Source organism: Aeromonas sp. FDAARGOS 1419 (assembly GCF_019047045.1).
Classification (GTDB): Bacteria; Pseudomonadota; Gammaproteobacteria; order Enterobacterales; family Aeromonadaceae; genus Aeromonas; species Aeromonas veronii.
Window position 1 is genome coordinate 1,383,268 of the sequence record NZ_CP077209.1, and the last position, 20,323, is coordinate 1,403,590.

General features: G+C 57.6%; 23 protein-coding genes. 17 read left to right on the plus strand and 6 right to left on the minus strand.

Translation table 11 applies throughout. From position 1 onward, the window contains the following. Positions 1-46: 46 nt before the first annotated feature. Complete coding sequence (gene pfkA / locus I6L49_RS06035; protein WP_005336840.1) at positions 47-1,018, plus strand: 6-phosphofructokinase; 972 nt, start codon at positions 47-49, stop codon at positions 1,016-1,018. 1,611 nt (positions 1,019-2,629) lie between these two features. Here pfkA and I6L49_RS06040 read toward each other — a convergent pair. After that, positions 2,630-3,871 carry a dicarboxylate/amino acid:cation symporter gene (locus tag I6L49_RS06040; protein WP_005360943.1) on the minus strand — a complete coding sequence of 414 codons (1,242 nt, stop codon included), beginning with the start codon at positions 3,869-3,871 and terminating at the stop codon, positions 2,630-2,632. Positions 3,872-4,141: 270 nt separating this feature from the next. On the opposite strand from I6L49_RS06040, the gene I6L49_RS06045 reads away from it, so the two are divergent. The 3 genes from I6L49_RS06045 (at position 4,142) to I6L49_RS06055 (ending at position 7,609) form a co-directional block, all read left to right on the plus strand. Further along, positions 4,142-4,426, plus strand: coding sequence for a pyrimidine/purine nucleoside phosphorylase (locus tag I6L49_RS06045; RefSeq protein WP_167556500.1), 285 nt, complete (start codon positions 4,142-4,144; stop codon positions 4,424-4,426). Positions 4,427-4,577: 151 nt separating this feature from the next. Continuing rightward, complete coding sequence (locus I6L49_RS06050; RefSeq protein ID WP_216950854.1) at positions 4,578-5,963, plus strand: L-serine ammonia-lyase; 1,386 nt, start codon at positions 4,578-4,580, stop codon at positions 5,961-5,963. Positions 5,964-6,238: 275 nt separating this feature from the next. Beyond that, complete coding sequence (locus I6L49_RS06055; RefSeq protein ID WP_005336844.1) at positions 6,239-7,609, plus strand: L-serine ammonia-lyase; 1,371 nt, start codon at positions 6,239-6,241, stop codon at positions 7,607-7,609. A gap of 822 nt (positions 7,610-8,431) precedes the next feature. On the opposite strand, the gene I6L49_RS06060 is transcribed toward I6L49_RS06055, so the two are convergent. Further along, the gene (locus I6L49_RS06060; RefSeq protein WP_005360946.1) at positions 8,432-8,710 is read right to left on the minus strand and encodes a YcgL domain-containing protein; all 279 of its coding nucleotides are present in this window, start codon (positions 8,708-8,710) and stop codon (positions 8,432-8,434) included. A 107-nt stretch (positions 8,711-8,817) separates the two neighbouring features. Between I6L49_RS06060 and minC the strand changes: the two genes are divergently transcribed. The 5 genes from minC to mtgA all read left to right on the plus strand — a co-directional run bounded on the left by minC (position 8,818) and on the right by mtgA (position 11,937). Beyond that, the gene (minC, locus tag I6L49_RS06065; protein ID WP_159158865.1) at positions 8,818-9,537 is read left to right on the plus strand and encodes a septum site-determining protein MinC; all 720 of its coding nucleotides are present in this window, start codon (positions 8,818-8,820) and stop codon (positions 9,535-9,537) included. Positions 9,538-9,555: 18 nt separating this feature from the next. Then, the gene (gene minD / locus I6L49_RS06070) at positions 9,556-10,368 is read left to right on the plus strand and encodes a septum site-determining protein MinD (RefSeq protein WP_005336847.1); all 813 of its coding nucleotides are present in this window, start codon (positions 9,556-9,558) and stop codon (positions 10,366-10,368) included. 2 nt (positions 10,369-10,370) lie between these two features. After that, positions 10,371-10,637: a cell division topological specificity factor MinE gene (gene minE / locus I6L49_RS06075; RefSeq protein ID WP_005336848.1), complete on the plus strand. Its 267-nt coding sequence runs from the start codon at positions 10,371-10,373 to the stop codon at positions 10,635-10,637. 197 nt (positions 10,638-10,834) lie between these two features. After that, positions 10,835-11,161, plus strand: coding sequence for an HI1450 family dsDNA-mimic protein (locus tag I6L49_RS06080; protein ID WP_005352317.1), 327 nt, complete (start codon positions 10,835-10,837; stop codon positions 11,159-11,161). Continuing rightward, complete coding sequence (gene mtgA, locus I6L49_RS06085; RefSeq protein ID WP_162632605.1) at positions 11,146-11,937, plus strand: monofunctional biosynthetic peptidoglycan transglycosylase; 792 nt, start codon at positions 11,146-11,148, stop codon at positions 11,935-11,937. Before I6L49_RS06080 ends, mtgA begins: the two co-directional genes overlap by 16 nt. A 3-nt stretch (positions 11,938-11,940) precedes the next feature. Here the strand turns inward: mtgA and I6L49_RS21085 are convergent, their stop codons facing one another. After that, the gene (locus I6L49_RS21085; RefSeq protein ID WP_256689486.1) at positions 11,941-12,069 is read right to left on the minus strand and encodes a hypothetical protein; all 129 of its coding nucleotides are present in this window, start codon (positions 12,067-12,069) and stop codon (positions 11,941-11,943) included. A gap of 147 nt (positions 12,070-12,216) precedes the next feature. On the opposite strand from I6L49_RS21085, the gene I6L49_RS06090 reads away from it, so the two are divergent. After that, on the plus strand, positions 12,217-12,540 hold the full coding sequence (locus I6L49_RS06090; RefSeq protein WP_005336851.1) for an HI1450 family dsDNA-mimic protein: 324 nt from the start codon (positions 12,217-12,219) through the stop codon (positions 12,538-12,540). A gap of 39 nt (positions 12,541-12,579) precedes the next feature. Here I6L49_RS06090 and I6L49_RS06095 read toward each other — a convergent pair whose 3' ends face one another. Beyond that, positions 12,580-12,921 carry a DUF1289 domain-containing protein gene (locus tag I6L49_RS06095; RefSeq protein ID WP_216950855.1) on the minus strand — a complete coding sequence of 114 codons (342 nt, stop codon included), beginning with the start codon at positions 12,919-12,921 and terminating at the stop codon, positions 12,580-12,582. A 1-nt stretch (position 12,922) separates the two neighbouring features. Continuing rightward, positions 12,923-13,783, minus strand: coding sequence for a S1 RNA-binding domain-containing protein (locus I6L49_RS06100; RefSeq protein WP_005336853.1), 861 nt, complete (start codon positions 13,781-13,783; stop codon positions 12,923-12,925). A 231-nt stretch (positions 13,784-14,014) separates the two neighbouring features. Between I6L49_RS06100 and I6L49_RS06105 the strand changes: the two genes are divergently transcribed. From I6L49_RS06105 to I6L49_RS06120, 4 genes are all read left to right on the plus strand, one after another. Further along, positions 14,015-15,229, plus strand: coding sequence for a UPF0149 family protein (locus I6L49_RS06105; protein ID WP_216950856.1), 1,215 nt, complete (start codon positions 14,015-14,017; stop codon positions 15,227-15,229). A gap of 170 nt (positions 15,230-15,399) precedes the next feature. After that, positions 15,400-15,864, plus strand: coding sequence for a MarR family winged helix-turn-helix transcriptional regulator (locus I6L49_RS06110; protein WP_005336856.1), 465 nt, complete (start codon positions 15,400-15,402; stop codon positions 15,862-15,864). Between the two features lie 2 nt (positions 15,865-15,866). Further along, the gene (locus tag I6L49_RS06115) at positions 15,867-16,055 is read left to right on the plus strand and encodes a DUF4250 domain-containing protein (protein WP_110303770.1); all 189 of its coding nucleotides are present in this window, start codon (positions 15,867-15,869) and stop codon (positions 16,053-16,055) included. Positions 16,056-16,218: 163 nt separating this feature from the next. Then, positions 16,219-16,398 (plus strand): hypothetical protein, encoded by a 180-nt coding sequence (locus I6L49_RS06120; protein WP_216950857.1) that lies wholly within the window; start codon positions 16,219-16,221, stop codon positions 16,396-16,398. A 165-nt stretch (positions 16,399-16,563) separates the two neighbouring features. Here I6L49_RS06120 and I6L49_RS06125 read toward each other — a convergent pair whose 3' ends face one another. Beyond that, the gene (locus I6L49_RS06125; RefSeq protein ID WP_005352326.1) at positions 16,564-17,151 is read right to left on the minus strand and encodes an FMN-dependent NADH-azoreductase; all 588 of its coding nucleotides are present in this window, start codon (positions 17,149-17,151) and stop codon (positions 16,564-16,566) included. Between the two features lie 226 nt (positions 17,152-17,377). Here I6L49_RS06125 and I6L49_RS06130 point away from each other — a divergent pair, with 226 nt between their 5' ends. The 3 genes from I6L49_RS06130 (at position 17,378) to hxpB (ending at position 20,318) form a co-directional block, all read left to right on the plus strand. Then, positions 17,378-18,268, plus strand: coding sequence for a DMT family transporter (locus I6L49_RS06130; protein WP_139732184.1), 891 nt, complete (start codon positions 17,378-17,380; stop codon positions 18,266-18,268). An 85-nt stretch (positions 18,269-18,353) separates the two neighbouring features. Continuing rightward, complete coding sequence (gene purT / locus I6L49_RS06135) at positions 18,354-19,532, plus strand: formate-dependent phosphoribosylglycinamide formyltransferase (protein ID WP_216950858.1); 1,179 nt, start codon at positions 18,354-18,356, stop codon at positions 19,530-19,532. A gap of 126 nt (positions 19,533-19,658) precedes the next feature. Beyond that, on the plus strand, positions 19,659-20,318 hold the full coding sequence (gene hxpB, locus I6L49_RS06140) for a hexitol phosphatase HxpB (protein WP_157160712.1): 660 nt from the start codon (positions 19,659-19,661) through the stop codon (positions 20,316-20,318). Positions 20,319-20,323 lie beyond the last annotated feature (5 nt).

Below are 20,323 nucleotides of genomic sequence, written 5' to 3' on the forward strand. Positions count from 1 at the left end.
GTCTATTTAAACATTCGTATTTGACAACTCAGATCCAGAGGCACTCATGACCAAACAAATCAAACGTATTGGTGTTTTGACCAGTGGTGGCGACGCACCGGGTATGAACGCAGCCATTCGCGCCGTGGTTCGCGCCGGTTTGCATCATGGCCTGGAAGTTTACGGTATTTATGATGGCTACCTCGGTCTGCACCAGGATCGTATCGTCAAGCTGGAGCGTCACAGCGTCTCCGACGTGGTGAACCGTGGTGGTACTTTCCTCGGCTCCGCCCGTTTCCCAGCCTTCAAAGACCCCGCTGTGCGCGCCGAAGCGATCGAAAACCTGAAAAAGCACGGTATCGATGCGCTGGTCGTCATCGGTGGTGACGGCTCCTACATGGGGGCCAAGAAGCTGACCGAAGAGGGTTTCCCCTGCATCGGCCTGCCGGGCACCATCGACAACGACATCGCCGGTACCGACTTCACCATCGGTTTTGATACTGCTCTGAACGTGGTGGTTGACGCCATCGACCGTCTGCGCGACACCTGCAGCTCCCACCACCGTATCTCCGTGGTCGAGATTATGGGTCGCCACTGTGGCGATCTGGCCATGTCTGCCGCCGTTGCCGGTGGTGCCGAATATGTGATCGTACCGGAAGTGGCTTTCGACAAAGAGAAGCTGCTCAAGCAGATCAAGGAAGGCGAAGCCAAGGGCAAGAAGCACGCCATCATCACCATCTGCGAGCACGTTACCGACGTGAACGCGCTGGCCAAGGATATCGAAGCCCTGACCGGTCGTGAAACCCGCGCCACCATCCTGGGTCATATCCAGCGTGGCGGTGCCCCGACTGCCCGTGACCGCATCATGTCCAGCCGTATGGGTGCTTATGCCGTTGAGCAGCTGCTGGCTGGTCACGGTGGTCGCTGCGTCGGTATCCAGCGCAACGAGCTGGTACACCACGACATCATCGACTGCATCGAGAACATGAAGCGTCCGTTCGATCAGGAGCTTTACAACCTCTCCACCACCCTGTTCTAAGCCTCGCGGCTTTTTACCGGCTGTTGATGACAAAAACCCTCCATCGGAGGGTTTTTTAATATCTTACAAAAACGGGGGCATCGGCACGCTGTGTGGCCATCACCATACGGGTTGCCTGATTACCAACCCTTGCGCCATCTGACTGATCACTAGCCTTCCCCTCCTCACACCAACCAGCATCTGCCTACGAACAGAGTTCCGGTATTGTCGTGGATGTTTTATCACTGCGAACCGGCTTGCGTTGACCTGTGCTCTGTCGCCCCTGATGCGAGCTTGTTCAGCCTCCTCGTCATACGCCGCTTTTTATATCTCAATCTTGTAGAAGGGACTCAGATATCTTCCCCAACCATGCTCCGGCTCTGCTCTCCTATTGTAATCACATGACTCACGCAGATGCACCGGCCACGCAGATCGCTGCTCGCGCCCAGCCCAGCCCAGCCCAGCCCAGCCAGAGAATACGCCTCTGGCCTATTGCGCACCTCACTCTTGCTGCGGCCATGTCGACTCCGAGGCCGACGGGGAAATTGGCGGTGATAAAACAGCCAGCTGCCACTCTATATCCCCCCGATGCACGAATCTCCTCCCTATGCCCCAGTGTTTTGCTGTAAAAATGCGGAGACTCTGGACTGATAAAGTGATGGTGCGACAAGGGTTGGCAACCAGACTCTCTCCATAGACTTCTTTTGGATGGGCTATCTACGTCAGGAATCGTCAAACTATGGTCTTGAACACTTTTTATGGCCTCAATGACACTATTACAAGGGTGAAAACTTATAAAAAGCCATCTAAGCTCCATACAAAGCCCATCACAAAACCAACCAGTAGCTCAACAACCAATTGAATTTAAATGAAATAATCATAAAGGCAGAATCTTGAATGCCTGGCATACCAGATCAGGTGATAAAATCAGCTCAATATGACAAAAATAGCCATCTCAACCAACCACACACACAAAACAGCTATTTTATCAATTTACACCTTGTTTTACCGCCTTGTTATGGTATCTTGACTACATCAACCAACAACTTAGGGAGAGAAAAATGAAAGAGTTTGTCGTTACTGCCGTTTTCACGGTGTTTTTCACCCTGGTTGCTGTCTCTCTGCCCTCACTGTCACAGTTCTGAGCCGGATAGAGAGGCATCAATCCGGACCGACCCTTTTTGCCATGTCTGTTTAATCGCCACCAACTGGCGCTTTTCAGTAATAATGCCGAGATGGTCAACATAGATATGATTTCATCACGTTGACGCTGTTTCTTTCGCCACAAGGGTGTAACCAGGATGGTTTAACCATATGGCCTGATGGAGTAGAACCAGCAGTAGATCATATCCGAGGGGAGCAAGGCTCCCCTTTTTGTTACCCGCCGTTTGACAATCCCCTACCCCAGCATCTATAACAGGCCGGTTGACGCCATACGGCCATGCCCACAACTGATGTTTTCCCCTCCTGTACTCTCCATTCAACACAGCTACATCCGTCAGCAATCTCTTGTGCACACCTTTGCTCTGATACTTCTCCGGCAGATATAAAAAAGCCCCCGCCATCATGGCAGGGGCTCGCGTTACCCAGTGTCAGTTTAGGGCTGTTATATCTCAGCCCAGCCCAAAGCAGTTATGCCTTGTTCCAGCGCTCTGGGTCATATTCCGGGCTGAAGCGGTCAACAATGACAGCACAGGCCGCATCGCCGGTGATATTGAGGGAGGTGCGGATCATGTCGAACAGACGATCCAGCGCGAACAGCAGCGGCAACCCTTCGATGGGGATCCCGGCCGCCAGCAGCACGGCAACCACCAGGAAGCTTGGGCCCGGCACACCGGCCTGGCCGATCGCCCCCAGAGTGGAGGTCACAATGATGGCCGCCCAGGCACCGACGCTCAGATCGATGTTGTAAACCTGCGCGAAGAAAATGGCGACCAGACCGTAATAGATGGCGTTGCCGCTCATGTTGATGGTGGCACCCAGCGGCAACACGAAGGAGGCGGTCGCGTTGGTCACTTTCAGATCATGCTCGCAGGTCTCCATATTGACCGGCAGGGTCGCCATGGAAGAGGCGGTGGAGAAGGCCACGATCTGTGGCTTCTTCATGGCAGAGAGGTACTTCATTACCGGCGTGTTGGAGAACATCATCACCAGCAGCGGGTAGACCACAAAGCCGAAGATGAGGATGGCAGCCACATAAACCACGAACAGCTTGAGCACCAGGGTCAGCACATCGAAGCCGTAGGTACCGATGGCTTCCGCCATCAGACCGAACACCCCGAGCGGCGCGATGATCATCACCTTGTTGATCATCCAGACGAAGGCATCCACCAGGGTATTGAGCCCATCGACCAGTGGCTTGGCCCGCTCGCGCGGCTGTTTGGCCAGCGCAATGCCGAGGAACATGCAGAACACCAGGATCTGCAGGATGTTCGCTTCGTTGAGGGAGTTGAAGACGTTGGTGGGGATCATGCCAAGCAAGGTGGCGACTGCATCCGGCAACGCCCCTTTATCGGCGTAGTCACCGCCAAACATGGAGGCGACGGAAGCGAAATCGACCCCGACACCCGGCTTGAAGATCTGCCCCATCACCAGCGCCAGCAACACGGCCAACGCTGAGGTCACGAGGAAGAAGGCCAGCGTGGCTGCCCCGATCTTGCCCGCAGCCGGGCTGGCGCCCAGATTGGCGGCGCCGGAGAGGATGGCAACCGCCACCAGCGGGATCACCAGCATCTTGATCAGCTGGATAAACAGGGTACCGAGCGGTGCAAACACGGTGGCTTGTTCACCCATGAACGCGCCGACCACTGCGCCCAGTACCATGGCGACCACAACCTGGAAGCCGATGTTTTTAATGAGTCCTTTAGTTAACACAATACGTTCCTTTATGTAGCAAAATTCACACTTTTCCCAGTGCAATTAACCAAACAGGGGAATGAGCGTCTGCCCATTCCCCTGTTTGCGCGTGTTATCTCACATTTAATTGCTGTTTTAAATCAGCAAATCATTAACCTTGGCTATTAATAAGTTTGCGAAAAAGTGAAGATTCAAAGCGGTCTCGGCGATTTTTACCTCATCCCCCATGACAACTGGCAAAAGATTGTGCTAGTTTGGCTGCACAAACGTACACACAGGGATGTAAAGATGCTGAAAGTTAACGAGTATTTCGACGGAAATGTAAAATCCATCGGTTTCGAACAAAAAGGCGAGAAATCAACCGTCGGGGTGATGAACGTCGGTGACTACCTGTTCAACACCGCCGCCCCCGAACGGATGACAGTGATCAAGGGCGCCCTCACCATCCAGCTGGCTGATGAAGATGAGTGGCACACCTACAGCCAGGGTGAATCCTTCCTGGTGGCCGGTCACTCCTCCTTCAAACTGGAAGTGAAAACCCCCACAGCTTATCTGTGCGAATTTCTCGACTGATCAGGCCGGTTGAAGGGGATCAGCCCCTTCAACCTTATTGGCCCCCCAGCCCCATTATCTGTGTCCATGTCACAGCACCGCACATCCCCGCTTCCTATCCATGGCAAAAATCCTAGAATAAACAGACATAAACCATCACCGGATTGATGTCATGATCAGCGTGTTTGACCTGTTTTCCATCGGAATTGGCCCCTCCTCTTCCCATACCGTCGGCCCCATGCGTGCCTCCTATGCCTTCGTTCAGCAGCTCAAGCTGCAAGGCCATCTGCCGCAGATCACACGGGTCGAAGTGGAGTGTTACGGCTCGCTGGGCCAGACCGGCAAAGGACACGGCACTGGCAAGGCGATCATTCTGGGGTTGTCGGGCTTTGAACCGGAATCGGTCGATATCGATGCGATTCCCGCCATTCTGGCTCAAGTGGAAAATGAGCTGAGCCTGCAGTTGGCAGGCGAGCAACCAAGCCATTTTCCCCGTACCGGAGCCATCATTTTCAACCGTCGCAAAACCTTGCCGGCCCACACCAACGGCATGACTCTGCGGGCCTTTGATAAAGAGGAAAACCTGCGCTTCAGCCAGACCTACTACTCCATCGGTGGCGGCTTCATCATTGAAGAGAGCCACTTTGCCACCGCCAAAGAAGAGGCCGCCAAGTCCGATGCCGAGCACCCTGTCCCCTACCCGTTCGACAGCGGCGCCCAACTGCTGGCCCACTGTCAGGAGAGCGGCCTCTCCATCTCGGGGCTTATCCTCGCCAATGAGCGGGTATTTCGCAGCGATGAACAGATAAAAGCGGGGCTACGCAAGATCTGGCAGGCGATGCAGGGCTGCGTCGAGCGAGGCTGCAAAAGCGAAGGGGTGCTGCCGGGCGGCCTCAAGGTTCGGCGCCGCGCCCCGGGGCTGTTCCGCCAGCTCAGCTGCGAGACCAACTTCAACAAGGATCCGCTGATGGTGATGGAGTGGGTCGACCTCTTTGCGCTGGCCGTCAACGAAGAGAACGCCGCCGGTGGCAGGGTGGTGACCGCCCCCACCAATGGCGCTGCGGGCATCATCCCCGCCGTGCTGCACTACTACGATCGCTTCGTGCACAAGGTGGATGACGAGACGCTGATCCGCTACTTCCTCACCGCGGCAGCCATCGGCATCTTATATAAGAAGAACGCCTCCCTCTCCGGGGCCGAAGTGGGCTGTCAGGGGGAAGTGGGTGTCGCCTGCTCCATGGCGGCTGGCGCGCTGACCGAACTGCTGGGGGGCAGCCCGGCCATGGTGGAAAACGCCGCCGAGATCGGCATGGAGCACAACCTCGGGCTCACCTGCGATCCCATTGGCGGGCTGGTTCAGGTGCCCTGCATCGAGCGCAACGCCATGGGCGCAGTCAAGGCGATCAATGCTGCCCGCCTCGCCCTGCGCGGCACCGGCGAGCACAAGGTGTCGCTCGACAAGGTGATCAAAACCATGTGGGAGACCGGCAACGATATGAAGACCAAATACAAGGAGACGGCCCGTGGCGGCCTCGCCGTTAACATTACCGAATGTTAAAAAACGGCAAATGACTCCATTTGGTTCCGAAATGCCCGGCATCGCCGGGTATTTTTATGGGCAAACGCTTAACAAAATGGATAAGCACAAAAATAAATTTTATACTCGCGCCTCAGATTCAACAAAAATAGATCTATTTCAACTTTTTTTAGGTCTGGAGCCGTTACACTACGGTTATCTGGTTCTGTGACCTGCGCTGACAAGCGCGTTCCATGGATCTCCCAAATTTCTGTGAGTGGGCATGCCGCCCCCTTCTACCCTGAGGTAATAGTGACATGATCAGCGTTTTTGATATCTTCAAAATCGGTGTAGGCCCCTCTTCTTCCCACACTGTTGGCCCGATGAAAGCGGCCAAACAGTTTGTTGACGAGCTGCGCGCGGGCGGCAAGATCCGCGATGTAACCCGGATCAATGTCGATGTTTACGGCTCCCTCTCTTGGACCGGCAAAGGCCACCATACCGACACCGCCATCATCATGGGCCTGGCTGGCAACCTGCCGGAAAATGTCGATATCGATGCCATCCCCGAGTTTATCTCCCGTGTTGAGCAGACCGAGCGCCTACCGATCGGCCTGCACTGCCACACCGTCAGCTTCCCGCGTGACGCCATGGTATTCCACGACGAAGCCCTGCCGCTGCACGAAAACGGCATGAAGCTGACTGCCCTGATCGAAGATGAAGTGGTCTACAGCAAGACCTACTACTCCATCGGTGGCGGTTTCATCGTTGACGAAGAGAACTTCGGCAAGGCTGACAGCGGCGACATGTCCGTACGCTATCCGTTCAAGAGCGCCGCTGAGCTGGTTGCCCATTGCAGCCAGACCGGTCTCTCCATCTCTGCCCTGATGATGGAAAACGAGAAGTGCTTCAACACTCCAGAAGAGATCTACAAGAAGTTCGGCAAGATCTGGAACACCATGCGCGAAGGTATCGAGCGCGGCTGCCGTACCGAAGGCGTTCTCTCCGGCCCGCTGCGCGTACCCCGTCGTGCCGCACCGCTCTACCGTCAACTCAACACCAACGAGAACCTCTCGAGCGACCCGATGAACATCGTTGACTGGGTCAACATGTTCGCTCTGGCCGTGAGTGAAGAAAATGCTGCCGGTGGCCGAGTGGTCACCGCCCCGACCAACGGCGCTGCCGGTATCATCCCGGCCGTACTGGCTTACTACGACAAGTTCATCCAGCCGGTTGGCCGCGACGAGTACACCCGTTTCTACCTGGCTGCCGGTGCCGTCGGCATCCTCTACAAGATGAACGCCTCCATCTCCGGCGCCGAAGTGGGCTGCCAGGGTGAAGTGGGTGTCTCCTGCTCTATGGCCGCTGCCGGTCTGACCGAGCTGATGGGCGGTAGCCCGGAGCACGTTTGCGAAGCCGCTGAAATCGGTATGGAGCACAACCTGGGTCTGACCTGTGATCCGGTTGCCGGTCAGGTACAGGTGCCTTGCATCGAGCGTAACGCCATCGCCGCCATGAAGGCAGTCAACGCCTCCCGTATGGCCCTGCGTCGTACCTCCAAGCCGCGCGTCTCTCTGGACAAGGTGATCGAGACCATGTACATCACCGGCAAGGACATGGACTCCAAGTACCGTGAAACCTCCCGTGGTGGTCTGGCCATCAAGGTGATGCAGGTTGCTTGCGAATAAATAAGGGTTGCGACCCTCATCTGAACAAAGGCGGGATATCCCGCCTTTTTTATTGCCCGAATGGGATACCGGGCACTTATACCGGCATACCGACCATTTCACTGTAGGGCGTCGCTGATATTCCCTGCTACGCCACCGCAATGCGGATTGCCTTGTCTGCATACCTCTCTAATTACATACCTTGATTAACTCGTCTCAATGGATTGGAAGCGACGTTCTACCCCGGTCACGTTTTCACAACTAATCGATATAGAGATGGCCCCTCAGCTCAATATCCCCCTTTGGTCATACCCTTGTTTGGCAAGACGCGGTTACCGCTCACCCTGCGGATTATCACGCCGCCACATCGATTGCCTCCTATGTGGCACTTTCGTGATCAGGGCAAACAATCAAGTACACAAACAGGGGGTTAGTTCATCATTTTGGCCACAGCGCATCGCGCAAACTGGTTTTAGCACCGTTATCACCGCCCTCTTTACGCGCCCTTTGATGGACAACTCATCACGCAGTGGAGGCCAAAAAAGCGCCCAAGGAAGAGGCTGAAAATAATCGATGAATGAGCCAATAGCCGTTGAAATGGAGGATATGAGTACGCGCCACTCTCTATTTTTGTGAGCGCCAGCAAAGGTTGAGGATATGGTGTTGGGAGCAGATTGACTTTCTATTTAAACAACGAAAAGTGAATATCACCAAAGGGAGGGTTTAATTTGGCCAGTTCCTGTCACGGGATTATCGCAGGCCACCTCTCCGGGGCCGGAAGGCGTCATGCAGAGTCACAAAGAATTAGCCCCGCTGGGCAGAACGCACAACGGGGCTGGATATTCAGGATGGTTTTTTCAGGCTGGCCTTGTGCTGCTCCAGCAAATTTTCGGGAGGCGGTGGCACCTGCAGGTAGAACCCCTGGTTGGTCAGCGCGGCCATCACCTTGCCGACATCAGCCAGCCCCAAGGGCTTGGCCGGATCCAGCTTGGTCATCAGCACCAGCTCGGGACGCCCGAATGCGCTCAGCAGTGGCTCGGGAACACGGGAGAAATCCTCTCTTTTTTCAACAAAAAGGTAGGTCTCGGCTTTTTTGCGACTTTTATAGACTGCACACAACATGGAAATTGATATAATCCGACGAGTTTATTGCCTCTGATGGGGGCAAACTATAACATCAGGAATTGAATAACAATAACGGATTAGCATCTCTGCCTCGGGGAAGATTCATGGTTGAGCGCGATAACGAATTGAAAGGGACCACCTTCACTATTTCTGTGTTGCATATCAGCGATGGCGAGCCTGAGCGGATACGTCAGTTGTTGGCCGAAAAAGTGGCCCAGGCACCCTACTTTTTTAATTGTGCGCCGCTGGTGATCAATGTTTCCCGACTGGAACATATTCCCGATTTCGAACAGCTCAAGGAGCTGGTGGAGTCCGAAGAGTTTGTGCTGGTCGGCATCACGGGGGCGCGCAGTGAAGAGATGAAGACAGCCGCCAAGGCGGTGGGACTGGCCGTGATGGCCTCGGGCAAGAGTCGCAAGAGCGAACCGGAACCCGAGCCAGCCCCAGTGCCAGCCGCGCCTGTGGTGGTTCCCGAGCCCGAACCCGCCCCCTTGATCCCGAGCAAGGTACATGTGGGACCGGTTCGTTCCGGCCAGCAGATTTACGCCGCAGGCACCTCGTTGGTGGTGCTGGGGTCCGTCAGTCCGGGAGCCGAAGTGCTCGCAGACGACAGCATTCATATTTATGGCACCCTGCGTGGCAGAGCCATTGCCGGTGCCCGGGGAAACACCCAGGCCCGGATCTATTGCCAGCAATTACAGGCCGAGCTGCTCTCCATCGCGGGCACATTCCAGCTGAGCGATGCATTGCCGGCAGGCCTGATCCAGCAACCGGTACACGTCCGGCTGGACAATGAACAACTCCGAATAGACCGTATCAAATAGAGTTACAAGGAAGCGAGAATGGCGCGAATCATAGTCGTTACATCGGGTAAAGGTGGCGTTGGCAAGACCACAACCAGTGCGGCCCTGAGCACCGGCTTAGCCCAGCGTGGTCACAAGACAGTGGTCATTGACTTTGACATCGGTCTGAGAAACCTGGATCTCATCATGGGCTGCGAGCGGCGTGTGGTGTATGACTTCGTCAACGTCATCAATGGGGAAGCAAACCTCAATCAGGCGCTGATCAAGGACAAACGCTCGGAAAATCTGTTTATCCTGCCCGCCTCCCAGACCCGGGACAAAGATGCCCTCACCCGTGAGGGTGTCGAGAAGATCCTGGATCAGCTGGCGGAGATGAAGTTCGATTACATCGTCTGCGACTCCCCGGCGGGGATCGAGGCGGGCGCGCTGATGGCGCTCTATTTTGCCGATGAAGCGATCGTCACCACCAATCCGGAAGTCTCTTCCGTGCGTGACTCCGACCGCATCCTTGGCATCCTGGCCTCCAAGTCCCGCCGCGCCGAGCGTGGCGAAGACCCCATCAAGGAGCACCTGCTGCTGACCCGCTACTGCCCGACCCGCGTCAACCGCGGCGACATGCTGAGCGTGCAGGATGTGCAGGAGATCCTGGCCATCCCGCTGCTCGGGGTGATCCCGGAGTCCCAGGCGGTGCTGCGCGCCTCCAACTCCGGCGAACCGGTTATTCTGGACAAGGAGTCCGATGCCGGTCAGGCCTACGAAGATGCGGTGTCCCGCCTACTGGGCGATGCCAAGGAATTTCGTTTTCTGGAAGAAGAGAAGAAGGGCTTCTTTAGCCGACTGTTCGGGAGTTAAACATGTCATTATTGGATTATTTTCGTTCCAACAAGAAACAGAACACCGCACAACTGGCCAAAGAGCGGTTGCAGATCATTGTTGCTCATGAGCGTTCATCCAGAGGGGGGCCGGATTACCTGCCCCAGCTCAAGCAGGACATCCTCGATGTGATCCGCAAATACGTCAACATTGATCCGGAGAAGATAACCGTCCAACTGGATCAGAAGAGTGATGAGCTGTCGGTACTGGAGCTCAACATCACCTTCGCCGATGACAAGAAGGGATGAGCTGACGCCCTATGCGTGACCCCTTCCCCCAATGAAGACCGGATCCCCTGGCAGGATCCGGTTTTTTATTGGCACAAAAACAGGTCACAGCGGCTCGCCTCATCTCGCCAAGGGGTCTGCCGACCGCTAGAATAGCGCCGCCCCGCAGGCAGTGATCTGCGTCGGCACCTTTTTCTCTTTTCTGGAACAGACCGCTTATGTCTATGAATGACGAAATGCACAGCGTCGAGGAACTGCTCGATACCGCCCTCGAACTCTTTATGGAGCTGGCCTCTGACAACCTGCCGGAGCAGGAGATCGCCCGTTTCAATCAGGAGTTCAACGACCGCGGCCTGCTGGCCGAAACCGACCCGGCCGATGACTGGGAGGCGGACGTGGGTTTTGCCGTGAGCGACACCGACTATGCCGAGATCTGGGTTGGCCTTGGCAATGAAGAACAAGAGTATGAGCATCTGTTTGCCCGCATGCTGCTCTCCCGCCGTGTTGACGAGAAGTTCTGCCACATCGAATGGCTGCCCCAATAATTCCGGATCCCGATGATCCCAGCCACTATCAGTGGGAGTCTGACCCTGACTCTGTGGCCCCTGAGCGTCCATCTGCATCGCTTGGGCGTCGGGTGTTGAGGTGGGCAGGCAAGATCGCGCTGGCCGGGCTGCTCTGCTCGGTCGGCTCGGTCGCCTTGCTGCGCTTTATCGATCCGCCGATGTGGAGCTGGCGTATCGAGCGGGCCCTCTTTCCGCCCGCCAAGATCACCCAGGTGCGCCATCAATGGGTAGATCTGGAGTCCATCTCCAAGGAGCTGCAACTGGCGGTGATCGCCGCCGAGGATCAGCGCTTTGCCGATCACAACGGCTTTGACATGGATGCCATCAACGCCGCGCTCAAGCACAACCAGCACAGCGAACGGGTGCGCGGCGCCAGCACCCTTAGCCAGCAGACCGCCAAGAACCTCTTTATGTGGAGTGATCGCAGCTTCCTGCGCAAGGGGCTGGAGGCCTGGTTTACCCTGCTGATGGAGCTGGGTTGGGACAAGGCCCGCATTCTCGAGGTCTATCTCAATATCGTGGAGTTCGGCCCCGGCATCTATGGCGCCGAAGCCGCTGCCCGCACCTACTTTGGCAAACCGGCCAGCCGCTTGACCCGCTACGAGTCATCCCTGCTGGCCGCCGCCCTGCCCAATCCGTGGCGTTATCGGGTCAAGCCCCCTTCACCCTATGTGCAGAAGCGCTCGGTCTGGATCCGCCGCCAGATGGGACAACTGGGCCAGATCACCCTCAATCGGGTGCATCAGGCCGACTGATCCTCAGGGCTCATCGGGTTTCTCCGGTGGGCCCAGATGGCCGCCCACCATCTCGCGGTGAAGCGGCAGATAGTGCCACCACCAGGCCTCGCGCCGTCGCTTGATCTGTTGCCGCCGTCCCCGCTGCTTCATCCCCTTACCCCCTGCCAGATGATCCGCGCCTTAACCATACTCCCCCAACGGCAACTTGGACAGGCCAGCCACGCCCGGCGCACTGGTCTGGCCGCCACAGCCAATAATTGTTACAGTAGCGAACCTCGATGTATCTGGAGTGATTTCATGGAACAGCGTACCCCGGATCAGCTGGTCGAATGGGCCTATGATCAGTTTCTTGAGCAGGCCGCCGATATGCTGGCCCCCGAACAAATAGTCGACATCACCCTGGAGTTTGAGCAGCGTGGCGCCGTGGAGGCAACCTTGCCCAATGCCGACTGGTCGACCGAGCTGGGTGAGCCGGTCGATATGGAGCGCTGGGTCGAAGTGTGGGTCGGTTTGCTGGATCATCAGGATGAGTTTGAGGTGATCTTCGCCACCTTCCTGCTGCCCCGTCTGTTGACCGAAGATCAAGTGCATGTGCGCTGGCATCGCCAGCAGCAGGCATAAGAAAGGCGCCATCGGCGCCTTTCTTGTTTCTGTGCACTCTTATTGCTGTTCTCTTATTGCTGTTCTCTGCTCATCCTGCGCCGCGATGGCCTTGGCCAGACAGCGGCGGCACCAGCAAGCGCTGGCCTCCTGCATCGGCATTGCCGGCAACTGGCTGCACCAGCACTGCGCAATGGTCTGACCGGCAGAGACGGCGCAATAGGCCGGTTCGCCACAACCCGGGCAGCGGTGAGTACTTTTCGAGCCATTCAGCTCGGCCATCACCGCCAGCTGGGCCTTGCTATCCATCGCCGACCAGTGGCCGATCTCGCTCAGGGTGCGGCCACAACCAAGGCAAAGCCCGTCTTTCGCCTTGCAGAGGCCAACACAGGGGCTCGGCATCTTATTCGCTATCCACTGCCGAGTCGGTCTCTGTGGCCACCAGAGTGATGGCGTTATCTTCGATGACAATCTTGCCCTGCTTGTAGAGGCCGCCGATCGCCTTCTTGAAGGTGCCCTTGCTCATGCTGAACAGCTTGTAGATGAGCTCTGGTTCGCTCTTGTCACCCACCGCCAGACTGCCGCCCTGCTTTTTCATCCGGCTCAGAATGCGTTCACCGGCATCATCAACCCGTGCCAGACCCGGCTTTTGCAGGGTCAGATCGAGCTTGCCATCCTCGCGCACCTGCTTGACCCAGGCGGTTTGCGGCCGACCGGTCATCACCCGGCCAAACACCTCGTTCTTGAACAGCATGCCGGGATACTGACCGTTGACGATCACCTTGATGCCAAGGGGCGAGTGCTCACCCGGCAGCGCGGTCACTTCGTCACCAACCTTGAAGTTGCTGCCGGCCGGAGTCAGGAAACGCTCGATGCGGCTGGTGCCGACCATGCGCCCTTCGTTATCCAGTTGCAGACGCACCAGATAAACGTGGCCCACTTGCATCGGCTTGTTCTGCTCGCGGCTGGGCACAAACAGATCCTTTTTCATGCCCCAGTCGAGGAAGGCACCAATCTTGTTGGCATTAACCACTTTCAGACCGGCAAATTCGTCCACCATGGCAAATGGCTTGTCGGTGGTGATCACCGGCTCGCAATCGGCATCCAGATAGAGGAAAACCTGCACGCTATCCCCCTCTTTCACCCCTTCCGGCAGTTGACGCTTGGGCAGCAGCAGTTCACCGTACTCATCGGCCGCAAGCCAGGCGCCACGGTCTTCGAGTTCAACAACGGTGAGGGTGTTCATCTTGCCAATCTGTATCATGGTGCTCTCTTTTTTCATTACCCGGATGGGCCAACTGAACATGGCCCCTATGGGCGCGCATGTTACCTCAAGAGCGGTGATCCGGCCTAGTCCCCAAGCCACCACGAGCCGCCCTTTCGCCCCTATCTTATCCGCCAATGGTGATTAAATCGCCAAACAGGCGGCCATTTGCTGCAAATAACCCCACTTTTAGGTAGACTTCGCGGCTGTTCAAATCCAGAGGAACTGTCGATGAACCCATCCACTCGTACCCGCCATCTTAATCAATGGATCCAGAGCCACAGCGATCAGGATATGACCTACCCGGCCCTGCACGGTTTTCTCTGTGCTCGTCTGGTGGGGCCGGAAAGCCCTGACTGGCAACGCCCGCTGGCTGGTCTGCTGGAACAGGATGCCGAGTTGGATGAAAAAAGCGCAGAAGCCCTCAACCACCTGATCGCCGAGCTGGAATCCCAGGCCGACGACGCCCAGCTGGCCCTGCCGAGCCAATGCCGCCTGCCCAGCGATAACCCCGAGCAGGTGTTCGAACAGAGCCACCCCCTCGGTCAATGGTGTTATGGCTTCAGCATGGGTTTTGCCACCTGGCCCAAGCCGAAGGATTTGAACGACCCGACCACCCAGTACCGCTTCAGTCTGGCCGCCGAGCTGAGCCTGTTTCGCGACAAGCAGATGGCCCAGATGCTCTATAGCGCCGCCGCCAGTGAACTCCCCTTTGTCGAGTTCTGCAAACGCCAGCGCCAGAATATGAAAACCGCCCTCAACCAGCTGCTCAACCTCGACCAGTATCAGGCCGCCCCCAGCGCTGATGTCACCCTCAATGGCGAGCAGGCCCAGCAGTGGCAGACCTGGTTCGAGCTGGCCGACAGCTGCCGCGATCATCAGGCCCGCCTCGGCTGGTTCGAGAAGATCATCGCCGATGCCACTCCGCTGTTTGATGAAGCCTTCTGGCAGCAAATCGCCGGCCACGGCTGGAGTGCCCCCGAGCTGCGTCCTCTGCTGGCCGCCAGAGCCGGCCGCGCCGACTGCCTGCTACGCCTTGGCAAGCTGGGCGAGGCCAAAGCGGAGTATCTAGCGCTGCTGACAATCTGCGTGGCCGATGAGCTGGGTTGCCGCTACAACCTCTCCAGCCTCTATGCACTGCAAGGGGATTGGCAGGCGTTGGCCGCCCTGCTGGTGCGCTTCGATGAAGCCTCCAGCTGGTTGCTCTATAACAAGGCACTGATGGTCTTTGCTACCGAGGGTGCCGAGGCAGCCAAGCCCCATCTGCTGGTCGCCATCGAGGCTAACCCGCACATTCCGGCCTGCCTGCTGGGTCAGCGCAAGCTGCCCAAACAGGAGCCACAAAGCTGGCAAGCGGGTAGCCGCGACGAGGCCGCGCTCTACGCTATCCACACTCGCGAGGCCTGGCTCAAGCAGAACGCCCTCATCTGGTTGCGTAAAGGCTGAACAGCGTTGGCTTAAAATCCCGTCGGTCAGACCCGGTTTTTCCTTGAGGGCGTGCGCCACCGCACATTTCATCGCAACTGGGTCAGACAAATCAGCTTGAGTTTCGTATCATCAATGTCAAAGTATCAAAAGAAACTGCATCTTATGCAGCCGTCACAGCAGGGTGTAATATGTCAAAAATCATAGCGTTACTCGCTCACTACCCGCCCTATCAGTTGGTACATGCCGCCGAGATGCTACGGGATACCTTCGAACAGTTTTATGAACAGCGTTACCAGCTGACCGTGCCGCAGTGGCGCCTGATGATGGTGCTCGGCCCCAACTACCCCATCAGCCAGAAAGAGCTGGTCGAGGCGAGCGGCATGGACAAGGTGCGCATCTCCCGCGAGATCCGCCGTCTGGTCGAAAAAGGGATCATCTTCACCGAGAGCAGCGAGCAGGACAAACGCATCAGCCTGGTCTCCCTCACCAATGCCGGGCTCGCCCTCTTCCTGCAGCTCAAGAGTGAAGCGGGCAGCTGGCAACACACCCTGACCGACTATCTGCCGAGCGAATCCCGCGAGGCGATCCGCCAGCATCTGCACAGCGTCAGCGCCGCCATTGAGCAGCTGCAATCACTGGATCGGGAGAAATAATCATGGATTTGAAAAAGTTCGCCACCATGGACATCAACATGCTGCTGAGCGTCGTCAATATGCAGCTGCGTGATCGCTATGACGATCTGGATGATCTCTGCAAGGCGCAGGAGATCGATCAGGCTGCACTGGAAGCGCGGCTCGCCGGCGGCGATTTTCACTACCAGCCAGCGCAGAAACAGTTCAGATAAAGAGAGCTAGCGGGATCGGGATCACAGCGCCAGTGATGGCGCTGGCTCTGCGGTAAAAACCTGATATGGTCTGAAGAGCCCCAACAGGGTGATGCACGGATACATCACCCTGTCACAAGAGGGCATTAAAATCGTTTCAGGTGAGCAAACCAAGGATGACCCCATGATATTGATGACCCGACAGAGCCTGTTGATCACGCTCTTTACCCTGTTGATGATCAGCCTCTTCACGCCCCACTTGCCGCAAAGTACCGAACAGTGGCTGACCACCCTCTTGCTTGGCCTGCTGGTCGCGGTGGCATTGCTGCTGGTGCGCGGTTGTCGCCGCTTTATGATGGAGTAGTGACTCCGCCGGAACGTCTGTACCGACCTGCCACGATACTCTCTGTAGCAGCAACGTCTGTCGCAATCATATCTAACCAAAAAACAAACGCAGCCTGATGGCTGCGTTCTTGTACCTGGCGGGGCAACCCCTTGAAGAGATAATCCCTGACGGGATCGAGAGCCCTTAGATAGCCAGAGCCTCAAGCTGCGCTTTGGCCGCTTCCATCCCCTTGCTCTGGGCATCCGGACCCATACCCATCCCCTCGGCGTAGATGAAATCCACCTCTTTGATACCGATGAAACCGAGCACGGTACGCATGTAGGGGGTCACCAGATCGGTGGCACTGCCAACGTGCATGCCGCCACGAGGGCTGATCACCAGCGCACGGGTATTTTCAACCATACCGACCGGACCGGTCTCGGTATAGCGGAAGGTGACGCCAGCGCGAGCCACCAGATCAATCCAGTTTTTCAGCTGGGTCGGGATGTTGAAGTTGTACATGGGGGCCGCAATCACCACCAAGTCGCTCGCTTTGAGTTCGGCAATCAGCTCGTCGGACTGGGCGATCACCGCCAGTTGACGCTCATTGAGGTTGTCACCACCGCGCAGGCCGGAGGCCAACTCGCCATCCAGCACCGGCAAGTTGAGGGCCGCCAGATCACGCACGGTGACGGCATCATCCTGATGGTCAGCCAGGAAACCGTCTATCAGGGCGTTGGATTGGGAATATTGACCCAGGATGCTGGATTTGAGTACGAGGATATTGGCCATGGTGAAACTCCATTTGGTTGTCGGTTGAACAGCGTTGCTGTCGATGGAGGTCACTCTAAACATGGTGCTTATTTGCTGATAGCGAAAATAGATGCTCAACTTGTTCAAATTTTTTGATGCAAGGCCACTTCCTCGCCAGCCAACCCTGCGGCCGCGCTTCAACCCTTGGCAGAACAAACGATTGCCGTTATGATCCGCCGCACTTTTTTCCAGCGACCCGGATCCCATGATACCCTCGCGCAGGCACTCTCCTCTGGCCGGTGCAGTCTGGATGATGGTGGCAGGACTCTGCTTCGCCGCCGTCAACAGCCTGAGCCAGTATGTCAGCTTCAAACTCGGCCTTGCCTCTACCCAGGTCGCTTTCCATCAATACCTGATCGCCCTGATCTGCCTGCTGCCCTGGCTGGTCCGCCACGGCCTGCGCCAATCCCTGATGACCAATCAGTTCCGGCTGCACCTGTTGCGGGTATTGCTGGCGGTAGTCGGCATCCAGCTCTGGCTCTGGGCACTGGCGTACCCCGTCCCCATCTGGCAGGGGATCGCTCTGCTGATGACCTCGCCGCTGTTTGCCACCCTGGGCTCCGCCCTGCTGCTCAAGGAGCAGGTGAGCCGCGCCCGCATTCTGGCCACCCTGGCGGGCTTTGCCGGCGCCATGCTGATCCTCGCCCCCTGGACTGACGAATTCAACTGGGCCTCCCTGCTGCCGGTGGCAGCGGCGCTGTTCTGGGCCGGCTACTCCCTGATGGTACGCTATCAGGCGGCCAACGAATCATCCCACACCATAGTGGTGTATCTGCTTATCTTCAGTACCCCGTTCAACGTCATGCTGGCCCTGCCGGAGTGGCAGTGGCCAAGCGAGAGCCAGTGGCTGCTGGTAGCCGCTTCCGGCGTGCTGACGGCGCTGGCCCAGATGTCCATCGCCCGCGCTTACAGCGTGGCGGAGGCCTCCTTCGTACAACCTTTCGATTTTGCCAAGCTGCCGATGAACGTGCTGGCGGGCTGGCTGGTATTTGGCTGGGCGCCCCCCGGCCGTCTGTGGCTTGGCGCCGCCATCATCATTGGCGCCATTACCTTGCTGACCCATCTGGAGCAGCGCGCTCACAAACCCGTTTCCTGAGGTACGCCATGCGTGCCTCTTTTTTTGTCCGCTATTTGTGTAATAGCGATCATCAACAATCACCATCGACATCAGGAGAGATCGTATGTTTGGAACCGCAACCCGCCCCGGCGCCACCCGTGCCCTGCTGCTGGGCTCCGGCGAACTTGGCAAGGAAGTGGCCATCGAGTTGCAACGGTTCGGGATCGAAGTAATCGCCGCCGACCGCTACCCCAATGCCCCCGCCATGCAGGTGGCCCACGCTGCCCACGTGCTGGACATGCTCGATGGCAACGCCCTGCGTGCCCTGGTTGCCAAGGTTAAACCCGACCTCATCATCCCCGAGATTGAAGCGATTGCCACCGATACCCTTGCTGCCCTTGAGCAAGAAGGGGTCAAGGTAGTGCCCAACGCCCGCGCTACCCAGCTCACCATGAACCGGGAAGGGATCCGCCGTCTCGCCGCCGAGACCCTGGGTCTGCCCACCTCCCCCTACCGCTTTGCCCAGAGCAAGGAGGAGTTTGTCGCCGCCGTCGAGGCTATCGGCCTGCCCTGCGTGGTGAAACCTGTGATGAGTTCGTCCGGCAAGGGGCAGAGTGTACTGCGCGATCTCGCCAAACTGGATGAGAGCTGGACCTACGCCCAGGAGGGTGGCCGCGCCGGCCGTGGCAAGGTGATCGTCGAGGGCTTCGTTCCCTTCGAGTACGAAATCACCCTGCTCACGGTACGCGCCGTCGATGGCATTCACTTCTGCGAGCCGATCGGCCACCGGCAGGAAGATGGCGACTACCGCGAATCCTGGCAGCCGCAGATGATGAGCGAACTGGCGCTGGCCCGATCCAAAGAGGTAGCGGCCAAGGTGGTCGAGACGCTCGGTGGTTACGGCCTGTTCGGGGTCGAACTCTTCATCAAGGGGGATGAGGTGTGGTTTAGCGAAGTCTCGCCGCGTCCCCACGATACCGGCATGGTGACCCTGATCTCTCAGGATCTCTCCGAGTTCGCCCTGCACGTACGCGCCATTCTGGGGCTGCCGGTCGGCACCATCACCCAGTACGGGCCGAGCGCCTCCGCCGTGGTACTGCGCGAAGGGCATAGCCAGGATATCCGCTATCAGGGAATTGGTGAGGCATTGGCGCTGGTGCCGGGCGCCCAGCTGCGGCTGTTTGGCAAACCGGAGATCGCCGGTCGCCGCCGTCTTGGCGTGGCGCTGGCACGCGCAGCGGATTGCCAGGATGCGGTAGAGAAAGCCAAAGCCGTGGCCGCCAAGGTCGATGTGCTGTTCTAAGGGCTTTTTTGCCACAGCAAAACAAACGTTTGCCGATGTGATCGGGCGCAAGGGGCATGGCAATGCCCCTTATGCATTTCCCCGTCAGGCTTATAATCCCCTCTTCAAATTTGTCAGGAGTACAAGATGTTAGCTGCCGTGATCTTCGATATGGATGGTGTTCTGATCGACTCGGAACCCTTTTGGCAACGGGCCCAAATCGCCGTTTTCTCCGAACTGGGTCACCCCCACACCGTCGAGGATTGTGAGTCGACCATCGGCGTGCGCATAGATCAGCTGGTTGCCCACTGGTATCGCCTGCGCCCGTGGAGCGGCCCGACTCAGGAAGAGGTGGTACAGCGCATTCTGGATCGGGTCAACGCACTGATCCTCTCCGAAGGTCAGGCCAAGGCCGGCGTGCTGGAGGCGCTCGACCTTATCGAGGCCCGCGGGCTGAAAGTGGGTCTGGCTACCTCCTCACCCTTTGCCATGGTAGAAGCTGTGCTCGGCAAACTCGGCATTCGCGATCGCTTTATGGCGGTTCACTCTGCGGAAATCGAGCGTTTCGGCAAACCGCACCCGGATGTCTATATCCACGCCGCCGAGAAACTGGGGGTAGAGCCGGTTCATTGTCTGGCCATCGAGGACAGCTTCACCGGCCTGCTGGCGGCCAAGGCGGCCTCCATGACTGCGCTGATCGTGCCGGATCCCGCTTTAGTGGGTGATCCACGCTTGGCCATCGCCAACTACCAGCTCGGCTCGCTGGCCGAGCTGAATGCCGACATGTTGGCCTGCTGGGTCAAATAGCGCCT